10 protein-coding genes are annotated in these 11,173 nt (G+C 69.5%); all 10 read right to left on the reverse strand.

What is annotated here, in order from left to right:
• Window positions 1-57: 57 nt before the first annotated feature.
• Window positions 58-1,029 carry a Bug family tripartite tricarboxylate transporter substrate binding protein gene (locus AC6LJ9_RS29290; RefSeq protein WP_498150278.1) on the reverse strand — a complete coding sequence of 324 codons (972 nt, stop codon included), beginning with the start codon at window positions 1,027-1,029 and terminating at the stop codon, window positions 58-60.
• A gap of 181 nt (window positions 1,030-1,210) precedes the next feature.
• The gene (locus AC6LJ9_RS29295) at window positions 1,211-2,752 is read right to left on the reverse strand and encodes a malonate--CoA ligase (protein ID WP_498150279.1); all 1,542 of its coding nucleotides are present in this window, start codon (window positions 2,750-2,752) and stop codon (window positions 1,211-1,213) included.
• 5 nt (window positions 2,753-2,757) lie between these two features.
• Entirely contained in the window at window positions 2,758-3,549 is a 792-nt protein-coding gene (locus AC6LJ9_RS29300) for an enoyl-CoA hydratase/isomerase family protein (RefSeq protein ID WP_498150280.1), read from the reverse strand.
• A gap of 106 nt (window positions 3,550-3,655) precedes the next feature.
• Complete coding sequence (locus AC6LJ9_RS29305) at window positions 3,656-4,954, reverse strand: malonyl-CoA decarboxylase domain-containing protein (protein ID WP_498150281.1); 1,299 nt, start codon at window positions 4,952-4,954, stop codon at window positions 3,656-3,658.
• Window positions 4,911-5,660 (reverse strand): GntR family transcriptional regulator, encoded by a 750-nt coding sequence (locus AC6LJ9_RS29310; RefSeq protein ID WP_103273672.1) that lies wholly within the window; start codon window positions 5,658-5,660, stop codon window positions 4,911-4,913. The genes AC6LJ9_RS29305 and AC6LJ9_RS29310 overlap by 44 nt, the downstream gene beginning before the upstream one ends.
• Window positions 5,661-5,857: 197 nt before the next feature.
• Window positions 5,858-6,628 (reverse strand): class I SAM-dependent methyltransferase, encoded by a 771-nt coding sequence (locus tag AC6LJ9_RS29315; RefSeq protein ID WP_392409062.1) that lies wholly within the window; start codon window positions 6,626-6,628, stop codon window positions 5,858-5,860.
• Window positions 6,629-6,874: 246 nt separating this feature from the next.
• Complete coding sequence (gene bktB / locus AC6LJ9_RS29320) at window positions 6,875-8,056, reverse strand: beta-ketothiolase BktB (protein ID WP_498150282.1); 1,182 nt, start codon at window positions 8,054-8,056, stop codon at window positions 6,875-6,877.
• 145 nt (window positions 8,057-8,201) lie between these two features.
• On the reverse strand, window positions 8,202-8,576 hold the full coding sequence (locus AC6LJ9_RS29325; RefSeq protein ID WP_498150283.1) for a tautomerase family protein: 375 nt from the start codon (window positions 8,574-8,576) through the stop codon (window positions 8,202-8,204).
• A gap of 205 nt (window positions 8,577-8,781) precedes the next feature.
• Window positions 8,782-10,062: a quaternary amine ABC transporter ATP-binding protein gene (locus AC6LJ9_RS29330; protein WP_498150284.1), complete on the reverse strand. Its 1,281-nt coding sequence runs from the start codon at window positions 10,060-10,062 to the stop codon at window positions 8,782-8,784.
• Window positions 10,059-10,916, reverse strand: a complete 858-nt coding sequence (locus AC6LJ9_RS29335) for an ABC transporter permease (protein WP_498150285.1) — start codon at window positions 10,914-10,916, stop codon at window positions 10,059-10,061. The genes AC6LJ9_RS29330 and AC6LJ9_RS29335 overlap by 4 nt, the downstream gene beginning before the upstream one ends.
• Window positions 10,917-11,173: the final 257 nt, after the last annotated feature.

Raw genomic sequence — 11,173 nt, forward strand, 5'->3', positions numbered from 1 at the left:
AGAAAAAGGCGGCGGGCGCAACGCGGCCGCCGCCTTCCCTCGCCCTTGCGCGCGGCCTCAGTCCAGCTTCACGCCGGAATCCTGCACCACCTTGGCCCAGCGTCCGACCTCGCTGTCGACGAACTGGCCGAAATCGGCGCCCGTCATGGCCGGAATGGCCGAGCCGTTGCTGGCCCAGATTTCCTTGATCTTGGGCGTGTTCAGGGCCTTGGTGATCTCCGCCGTCATGCGGTCCACGGCCTCCTTGGGCGTGCCGGCCGGCGCCCAGATCGCGTACCAGGTGGACACCACGTAGTTCGGCACGCCGGCCTCGGCGGCGGTGGGCACGTCCGGCAACGACGGCGAACGCTCGGACGCGGCCACCGCCAGCGGCTTGATGGCGCCGGACCGGATGTGGCCGGCCGACGAACCCAGCCCATCGAACGCCAGGTCGACCTGCCCCCCGATCAGCGCCGACAGCATCGGCCCCGCGCCCTGATAGGGCACGTCCACCAGCTTGATGCCGGTCTGCATGGCGAACAGCTCGCCGGCCAGATGGTGCGTGCTGCCCTTGCCCGCCGTGCCGAAGTTGATGTCGCCGGGGCGCTTCTTCGCGTAGTCGATGAATTCCTGCAGCGTCTTGACCGGCAGCTTGCTGGCGTTGATCACCACCACCTGCGGCGGCTGCGCCACCAGCGCGACCGGCACGAAGTCCTTCTGGATGTTGTAGTTCAGGCTCTTGTACAGCGACGGCGCCAGCGCGTGATGGGCGCCGCCCATGAAGAAGGTGTAGCCGTCGGGCCGGGCCTTGGCCGCGACGCCGGCGCCCACGGTGCCGCCGGCGCCGCCCTTGTTGTCGATCACGACCGAGTGGCCGAGCTGTTGGGTCAGCTGCTGGGCCAGCGGCCGGGCGAAGGTGTCGGTGCCGCCGCCCGCCGGGAACGGCACGATCAGCGTCACGGGGCGTTCGGGCCATTGCGCGGCGGCCTGGCCGCCGGCCATCAGCGCGGCGGCGGCGAACAGGGCCGCCGCAGTCTTGCGGGTCTTCATATTGTCTCCTCTGGCATGCAGCGTGCGGACGGCGCGGAGGTTCCGCATCCCGTCTCGTTCTTCTTTCTAGTACTTGGGAATTATTGGAAAGCTGCGGGTGGGATGAGGGCTGGTGGGCGGATGAGGCTCCTTGGAAAAAAGGCGCCGGCCAGGCGGGCCGGCGCCATCATGGCGGCGCGGGTCAGAGCGCCTTGTAGGTTTCGCGCAGCACGTTCTTCTGCACCTTGCCCATGGCGTTGCGCGGCAGCTCGTCGACCACGTGCAGGCGCTTGGGCACCTTGAAGTTGGCGATGCGCGCCTTCAGCTCGGCCTGCATGGCGTCGGCGTCCAGCGCCGCGCCCGCCTTGGGCACGACCACCGCGACCACGGCCTCGCCGAAGTCCGCGTGCGGCACGCCGATGACCGCGGATTCGGCCACGCCGGGCATGTCGTCGATCAGCGTCTCGATCTCTTTCGGATAGACGTTGAAGCCGCCGGAGATGATCAGGTCCTTGCTGCGTCCCACGATGGACAGGTAATCGGCCGGCACGTCACGCCCGGCCGATTCGCCGCCCCAGCGACCCACGTCGCCGGTCTTGAACCAGCCATCGGCCGTGAATTCCTCGCGCGTCTTTTCCGGCATGCGCCAGTAGCCCGAGAACACATTGGGGCCGCGCACCTGCACGTTGCCGATCTCGCCCGGCGCCAGCGCCAGGCCGGCGTCGTCCACCACCCGCACCTGCACGCCCGGCAGCGCTCGTCCGACCGTGCCGGCCAGGCGCTCGCCGTCGCCAGGCGCGTAGGGGTTGGAGGTCAGCATGACCGTTTCGCTCATGCCGTAGCGCTCCAGGATCGCGTGGCCGCTGCGCTGCTTGAAATCGGCGAAGGTCTCGGCCAGCAGCGGCGCGGAGCCGGAGATGAAGAGGCGCATCTGCGCGCAGACCTTGCGGTCGAAGCGCGCATCGGCCAGCAGGCGCACGTAGTAGGTCGGCACGCCCATCATCACCGTGCTGCGCGGCAGGTAGCGCAGCGCCTGTTCGATGTCGAGCTTGGGCAGCCAGATCATGCGCGCGCCGGCCAGCAGCGCGCCGTGCGAGGCCACGAACAGGCCGTGCACGTGGAAGATGGGCAGCATGTGCAGCAGCACGTCGTCGGCGCGCCAGCCCCAGTACTGATGCAGCACGCGCGCGTTGGATGCGAGATTGCCGTGCGACAGCATGGCGCCCTTGCTGCGGCCGGTGGTGCCGGACGTGTACAGGATGGCGGCCAGGTCGTCCGCCCGCCGCGCCACGGTCTCGAAACGCTGCGACAGGCCGCCGGCCGCATCCAGCAGCGTGCCGCTGCGGTCCTCGTCCAGCGTGTAGACATGGGCGCAGCCGGCCTGGTCGGCGGCGCGCCGGACCCACTCGCGGTTCTTGCTGGAACACACCACCACGGCGGGCTCGGCGTTTTCCAGGAAATATTCGATCTCGGCCTCGCGGTAGGCGGTGTTCAGCGGCAGGTAGACCAGGCCCGCGCGCAGCGTGGCCAGGTACAGCAGCAGCGCTTCGGGCGACTTCTCTGCCTGCACCGCCACGCGCGCGCCTTCGGGCAGCCGGAGCGAGGCCAGCAGATTGGCCATGCAGGCCGTGGCGCGGTCGATATCGTCCCAGGTGTATTGCAGGTCGGGCGTCTCCAGCGCGACCTTGCTGCGATCGGCGGGGAAGCCGCCTTGCAGGACAGCGTACAGATTGGCGTTGCTCACCTTGTCTAGTCTCCGGTAAAGGTGGGGTCCTCGCCGGCCAGGAAGGCGCGCACGCCTTCCTTGTGGTCGCGGCTCTCGGCGTAGGAAAAATAATCGCGGTATTCGTCTTCGCTCAGCGGGCCGCCTTCGGCCAGCCTGCGCGACAGGCGCTTGTTGATGCGGGCGGCCAGCGGCGCGCCCTGGGCGATGCGCTCGGCGCTGCGGCGGGCCTCCGTCGCCACCTGGGCGTCGTCGACCACGCGGGTCAGCAGTCCCATGCCGCGCGCTTCATCGGCGCCGAACACGCGGCCTTCCAGCAAAATGGCCAGCGCGGCCGCGCGGCCCGCCAGCGCGATCAGGCCGCGCATCTCGTCGGGCGCCATCGGAAAGCCCAGGCGGTTGATCGGCGCGCCGAAACGCGCGGACGCGCCGGCGATGCGCAGGTCGCACTGGCTGGCGATCTCCAGTCCGCCGCCCACGCACACGCCTTCGATCTGCGCCACGACCGGATGCGGGCAGGCGGCCACGGCCGCCAGCGCCGGCGCCAGCACCTCGCGGTGATAACGCTGCACGCCGGCCATGTCGGCGCGCTCGGCGGGGAACTCGCGGATGTCGGCGCCGGCGGCGAAGTTGCCGCCCTCGCCGCGCACGATCACGCAGCGCAACGTCATGTCGGCCGCCAGCTGTTCGAACACCGCGCGCAGCTCGCCCCACATGCCCACGGTGATGGCGTTGAGCCGCCCCGGATGGGACAGCGTGACCCAGGCCAGAGGCCCGTCGATTTCCAGCCGCACGCGGCCGCCCTGCCCTGCGCTCATGTCCGTCCGCCCCTCATGTCCGCTCCGTCCTGGAGCTTGCCTCTTGTTCTTGCACGGTCGTGCTTGCCTGGTCGCCCCGGCGTCACCGTTGTCGCCGCGTCGGCGCTCAGCCCGCGCGGCTGACGCCCCGGCTGACCTGCGGCTTGCCCTCGCCCAGCCGCGCCAGGTTGTCATCCAGCTCGTCCAGCTCGTACAGGTAGTTCACCATCAGCCCGCAGGACTGCTTCAGGCCCTTGACCGAGGTGTCCGCGGCCCAGTTCAGGCGCTCGATGCGAGCGCCGTTGCCCAGGTGGAAACGCGCCACCGCGTCCAGCGGCGCGCCGTTCTTCATGGATTGCAGGTAGTGCGCCGCCAGCCGGAAGCCGGCGCGCCGCAGCGCCTCCGGCGCCTTGCCCCCGGCCGCGCGCGACAGGTGCGCGACCCAGCGCTGACCGTCGTGGCCGCCGTCGCGCTCGCGTCCCTTGCCGTCGCGCACGATGCCCTGCACCGCCTTGGCGTCCAGCTTGCCGAGCCAGTCCGAGAAGCCGGGGATCGGCGACAGCGTGGCGAAGGACTTGAGCTTGGGCAGTTCCTGCAGCAGCTGCTCGACCACGCGCTTGAGCAGGAAATTGCCGAAACTGATGCCTTTCAGGCCGGGCTGCGTGTTGGAGATGGAATAGAAGATCGCCCAGCGCGCCTTGTCCAGGTCCTGCGGCGGCGCGGAGCTGTCCAGCAGCGCCTGCACATTGCCGGCCATCTGCCCGGCGAAGGCTACTTCGACGAAGATCAGCGGCACGCCCGGCATCTGCGGATGGAAATAGGCATAGCAGCGACGGTCGGGCGCGACGCGGTGGCGCAGGTCGTCCCACGAGGTGATCTCGTGGACGGCTTCGTAAAGAATCAGTTTCTCCAGCAGCGAGGCGGGCGAGTCCCAGGTCAGCGGACGCAACTCCAGCAGGCCCACGTCGAACCAGGCCGACAGCAGCCCTTCCAGTTCCTTGTCCAGCCCCTGCAGGCCCGCCACCTGCTTGCGCCAGCGCAGCATGTCGGCGCGCAGGTCCACCAGGAAGCGCAGGCCCTGCGACTGGGCGTTCAGGCGCTTGAAGAAGCGCACGCCCTCGCCGCCATCGCCGGCATAGGTGGCGCGCACCTGGGCCAGCGCCGACAGCATCAGGCGGCGTTCCTTGCCGGCCGCGGCGGCATAGAGCTCGATCCAGCGCCGCGCCAGCTTGTTGGCCGCCACGTCGGTGAGCCGCGCCTCGAACAGGCGGCGGACCTCGGCTTCACTGGGCAGGCGGCCGCGCTCCCACAGCCGGCCCAGGCGCGCGATCAGGCCGTCGGCGGCGTCATTGGCGGCCTCTTCGTGCAATCCGGTGTCGGACTCAGGCGTGCGCGCGACGCGCGCGAGCGATTCGGGTGCGGACATGGGCAGGTTCCTCCATGACGATGGGGCCGGACGGATCGGAGGCGCCGGCGGTCTCGGCCAGCGCCAGGGCGCGCAGCACTTCCAGCTGGCGCATTAAATGATTGCGGGCAAGGGCCTCGGCGCCCTGGGCATCGCGCGCCTTGAGCGCCGCATAGATGGCCAGGTGCTCGGCGCAGGACTCCTCGATGCGGCCCGGCCAGGACAGGCTGCGATGGCGCGACAGGCTCAGCACCTTGCGCAGCTGACCCACCATGTCGACCAGCCATTGATTGCCGGCCAGGGCCTGCACGGCTTCGTGGATCAGGTAGTTGGTGTGGTAGTACTCGTCGATGCGGCCGGCCTTGGCATGTCCGGCCAGGTCATCGTGCAAGGGCTGCAGCGCGGCCAGCTCGGCATCGTCGGCCTTGCGCGCGGCCTCGAAAGCGCAGCGCCCTTCCAGCATGGCCATGAGCGGGAAGATGTCTTCCAGGTCCTGCGCCGACAGTTCGTTGACGAAGCAGCCCCGGCGCGGCTCCAGCCGCACCAGCCCTTCGGTGGCCAGCACCTTGAGGGCCTCGCGCAGCGGCGTGCGGGAGATGCCCATTTCGCCGGCCAGCCGAAGCTCGTCGATCCATTCGCCGTTGCGCAGGGCGCGCACGCGGATCATGTCGCGCAGGCGATCCGCGACTTCCAGGTACAGGGCTTGCCGGACGATGGGAGCGGTCATGGTCGGACGGCCTGGACTGCGCCGTAATTCATAATTATGAACACGGACATAGTAGACCCCGGCGCGGGGCCGGTAAAGCCCCGCCCGCCCCCGGGACTACCCTGAATGAACGGAAACGATGCGTCCTCGCGGCCTGGCCCGAGGCGCGCGCCGCCCCGGCCAGACCGGGGCCGGCATGATGCCGGCTCGGACGCGTCCTACAGGTGCAGGACCCCGTCCACGGCGTGCGCCGTCAACGCCCGCGCCCAGCGGCGCGCCGGCAGGCCGTAGCGCGCCTCGACGATGGCCGCGCGGCCCAGCAGCTCGGCCGGGGTGACGGCCAGGCGCGGCCCCGAGAAGGCCAGCACGATCTGGTTGCCCGCGTCGATCTCGGGCAGCAGTATCACGCGGTCGTCGAAGGCCTTGGACAGGTTGTCGATGTTCTTGCCGAAGCTCTCGTGGCGGCCGAACAGGTTGACCGCCAGCACGCCGACCTCGCCCAGCACACGCCGGCAATCGCGGTAGAACTTGACGCTGTCGCGCACCGGCCCCTGGGCCTGGGCGTCGTACAGGTCCACCATCAGCACCGGACAGCGCCCGGCGTTCAGCGGATCGGCCACCCAGGCGCCGGCGTCGGCATGTTCGACCTGCAGCCGGTTCTGGCCGGGCAGGCGGAAGAACATGTGGCCGGCGGCGGTGACGGCCGGGTTCCATTCCACCGCCAGCAGCGGGCTGCGCGTGTGCTTGGCGCAGAAGCGCGCCAGCGAGCCGGCGCCCAGGCCCAGCATGCCGATGGCCTCTTCCTTGGGCGGTTCCAGGAACAGCAACCAGGCCATCATCTGGCCGGTGTATTCCAGCACCAGCTCGGCCGGGTTCTTGACGCGCATGGCGCCCTGCACCCATTCGGTATTGAAGTGGAGGTAGCGCACGCCGTCCGATTCGGAAAGCGTGGGCTGGTCGAATTCTGAGGGGGAAGAAGATCTGCGCATGGCCGCGATTGTAGAGGGTGGAACCCACCCCCGAAGCGCTCACGCGCTTCCCCCTCTAGGGGGCATGCCTACGGACCGGCGGAGCCGGATCCGTGGCATCCCGATGGGGGCACCCGTTTTCATGGGGTGCATCTGCTTCCGTCGGACGCGTCCATTTCCTGTCTGTTGGACGCGTCCGTTTGTTGGCGGGCGCGTCCGTTTGTTGGCGGGCGCGTCCGTTCAACGGTTGGTGCGCCGTGGGGGGGCTCAGATGCGTTCGAAGATCGCGGCGATGCCCTGGCCGCCGCCGATGCACATGGTCACCAGCGCGTAGCGGCCGCCCACGCGTTGCAGTTCGTGCAGCGCCTTGACGGTGATGATGGCGCCGGTGGCGCCGATGGGATGGCCCAGGCCGATGCCGCTGCCGTTGGGGTTGACCTTGGCCGGGTCCAGCTTCAGCTCGCGCGACACGGCGCAGGCCTGGGCGGCGAAGGCCTCGTTGGCCTCGATCACGTCCAGCTGGTCCACCGTCAGGCCGGCGCGCTTGAGCGCGGCCTGCGTCGCCGGCACGGGGCCGATGCCCATGATGTTGGGATCGACGCCGGCATGGGCGTAGGCCACCAGCCGGGCCAGCGGCTTGACGCCGCGCTTGGCGGCGACCGAGGCGTTCATCAGGATGACCGCGCCGGCGCCATCGTTCAGGCCCGAGGCGTTGCCGGCCGTGACAGTGCCGTTTTCCTTCTGGAACACCGGCTTCAGGCCGGCCAGGCTGTCCGCCGTGACGTCGCGGCGCACGTGCTCGTCGGTGTCGAAGACGATGTCGCCCTTGCGCGACTTCAGCGTCACCGGCACGATCTGGTCGCGGAAATGGCCGGCCTCGATGGCGGCGGCCGCGCGGCGATGCGATTCGGCGGCCAGCGCGTCCTGGTCCTGGCGGCTGATGCCGAACTTGGCCGCCACGTTCTCTGCGGTGACGCCCATGTGCATGCGGCCGAAGGGATCGGACAGCGCGCCGGTCATCATGTCCAGCATGACGCTGTCGCCCATGCGCGCGCCCCAGCGCTGCGCCGGCGCGATGTACGGCGCGCGGCTCATGCTCTCGGCGCCGGCGCCCACCGCGATCTCGGCGTCGCCCAGCATGATGGTCTGCGCCGCCGAGACGATGGCCTGCAAGCCCGAACCGCACAGGCGGTTGACGTTGAAGGCCGGGGTTTCCTTGGCGATGCCGGCATTGATGGCGGCCACGCGCGACAGATACATGTCGCGCGGCTCGGTATTGATGACGTGGCCCACGGCCACATGGCCAACTTCGTCGCCCTTGACCGCCGCGCGCTCCAGCGCGGCCTTGATGATGGTGGCGCCCAGGTCGCAGGGCGGCACGTCCTTGAGCGCGCCGCCGAAATCGCCGATGGCGGTACGAACGGCGGACGCGACGATGACTTCATTCATGGTGATTCCTCCTGGTTGTTCCGGCCATCATACCCGCGCGGCCGGCACGCTTGCCGACACGCCGGCGGCCAATATCCGTTCCAGATCAAGGGACGGAAAGAATGCCGGCCGGCCCGCGCGAGACGGGCCGGGACGGTCCCGCACGCTAGCGGCCGGCCGCCTTGGCGGAAAGGCCGTTGGCCACGCCCATGTCGCTCTTGGGCACGTCGCGGATCAGCACGCGCACGTCCTCGCCGGAAATGCCGATGGCGCCGCACACCGCCTGGTTCAGCGCCGCGATCAGCGCCGCCTTCTTGGCCTCGTCGCGACCCTCGATCAGCGCCACGTCCACCTGCGCCATGCGCTTGCCGATCTCGCCGGCCACGATCACGTGCCCGGCGGGCACTTCATGCAGCACGATGCGCACGCTGGACAGCGGCGCGGCGATGCTCTGGACGACGGCCTCGGAGGCCGCGCGCAGCAGCCCGGATTTTTCGGCGGCCGCATGGCCTTGCAGTATCTGGATGTTCAGGATGGGCATGACGGATTTCCACAGCGGACGGGATGAATGAGACGGGTGTCGCCGCGCGTCGCTGGGTTGCGCGGCGCCAGCCATCATATCCATAGCGCGCCCGCATGCAAAAGGCCCTGGCCCATCATGGATGGAGCCAGGGCCTTGCCCGGACTGGCCGGCGCGCCGGCTCGCGCGGCGTGGAAGGCTGGCCGGATGGCGCGCGCAGGGGACGTCAGGCGGCCTCGTCGCGCCGCTCCGGGCCGGCCTTGGCCACGGCGCCGTCCTCCGGCTGCGGCAGGTCTGGCGCGGCCTCGGCGCCTTCCGCCGGCGCCGTCTCGGACAGGGCCGGCGTCACCAGCTCCACCACCTTCTTGCGCGACAGCATGCCGATGAATTCGTCGTCCTCGCCGGTCACGGCCACCGGCTGGTCGCTGTGCACCAGCTGCGCCAGCACCTCGCCCAGACCGGCGGTCGCGGGTACCGATGCCAGTTCCTCGACGTAGCGCGACACGTCGCGCGCGCCCTCCTGGCCCGCGCGCAGCGCCGCCTCGGCGGTCAGCACGCCGGCCAGGCGCTTGCCGTCCAGCACCGGCGCGTATTCATAGTTCATGGCGCGCATCCGTTCCAGGGCATGCGCCGGACGCGAACGCATGGTCAGCGTCAACCGCGCCGGGTTGACCGCGTGCGTGGCGTTGAGCACCTTGGTGCGGTTCACATCCTGCAGGAAGGACTGCACGTAGTCGTTGGCCGGGTTCAGCAGGATGTCTTCCGGCGTGCCCTCCTGCACCAGCTCGCCGTCCTTGAGGATGGCGATGCGGTTGCCCAGGCGCAGCGCCTCGTCCAGGTCATGCGTGATGAACACGATGGTCTTGTTCAGCTTGGCCTGCAATTGCAGCAGCTGGTCCTGCATCTCGCGGCGGATCAGCGGATCGAGCGCGGAAAATGCCTCGTCCATAAGCAGGATCTCGGCGTCGGTGGCCAGCGCGCGCGCCAGGCCCACGCGCTGCTGCATGCCGCCGGACAACTGGTGCGGATACTGCTGCTCGAAGCCCGACAGGCCGACCTGTTCCAGCCAGTCGCGCGCCCGGCGCTCGCGCTCGGCGCGGCCCACGCCCTGCACCGCCAGGCCATAGGCGGCGTTCTCCAGCACCGTGCGGTGCGGGAACAGGCCGAAGCGCTGGAACACCATGCTCATCTTCTTCTGGCGGAAGGTTTCCAGGTCGCGCTTGTTCAGGCTGACCACGTCCACGCCATCGACCAGGATCTGGCCGGCGCTGGGCTCGATCAGGCGGTTGAAGTGGCGGATCAGCGTGGACTTGCCCGAGCCGGACAGGCCCATGATGACGTAGATGCTGCCCTCGTCGATCGACAGGCTGATGTCGCGCAGGCCCAGCGTGTGGCCGCTCTTGGCCAGCAGCGCTTCCTTGCTCATGCCGCCCTGGGCGGCCTGCAGCCATTTGGCGGGATGCGGCCCGAATACCTTGTAGATGCTCTTGACTTCGATCTTGCTCATCGCTGGCCTCCCTTGCGCATGCGCTGTCCATAGGATTGGGTGATGCGGTCGAACAGCACGGCCAGCACCACGATGCCCAGCCCGGCCAGCAGGCCGCGGCCGACTTCCAGGCGGTTGATGCCAAGCAGCACCTCATAGCCCAGCCCGCGCGCGCCGATCATCGACGCGATGACCACCATCGACAGCGCCATCATCGTGGTCTGGTTGATGCCGGCCATGATGTTGGGCAGGGCCAGCGGCAATTGCACGCCGAAGAGCTGCTGGCGCGGATTGGCGCCGAAGGCGCGCGAGGCCTCCAGCACCTCGCGGTCGACCAGGCGGATGCCCAGGTCGGTCAGGCGGATCAGCGGCGGCACCGCGTAGATGACGGTGGCGATGATGGCGGGGATCTTGCCCAGGCCGAACAGCATCACCACGGGAATCAGATAGACGAAGCTGGGCATGGTCTGCATCACGTCCAGCACCGGCAGCATGACCGAGCGCAGCCAGTTCACGCGCGCCATCAGCACACCCAGCGGAATGCCGATCAGCACCGACAGGCCGGCGGCCATGATCATCAGCGCCAGCGTCTGCATGCCGGCGTCCCACATGCCCAGCACGCCGATCACGCACAGCAGCGCGCCCATGGCCAGGCTCAGCCCGATGCGTCGGCTGACCAGCCAGGCAAGGGCCACCGTCGCCGCCACCACCGCCCACCAGGGCGAACCGCGCAGCAGCTGCTCCAGCCACACCAGCGCGTGCAGCACGGGTTGCGCCAGGCTTTCCAGCGTATCGGCGTAATTGGTCACCAGATGATCGACAAAACCGTCGATCGCCGCCCGCACCTGTCGGGCGGGAATGATTTCAGGAAACATGTTCTAGGCTCCGTTTCGGCGCTTGCGCCTCGGGAGCGACCTGGCGGACCAGGCCGCGCCGGAGACGGCGATGCGCGTACAGCTTGGCGCGGGACTGGCCCGCGCCCTGCCCGCGTTGCGGGCCGGGATTTGCCGGCGGGGCCTTTTCCCCTTGGGGACGTCCCAAGGGGAAAAAGTCCGACCGGGCTGGCCGTCCAGCCGGGGCGACGCCCGCGAACGGCATTGAAGGGACAACACAAGGCGCGGCGGCGCCGCAA

The sequence above is a fragment of the Achromobacter sp. 1011811831 genome, assembly GCF_059760905.1.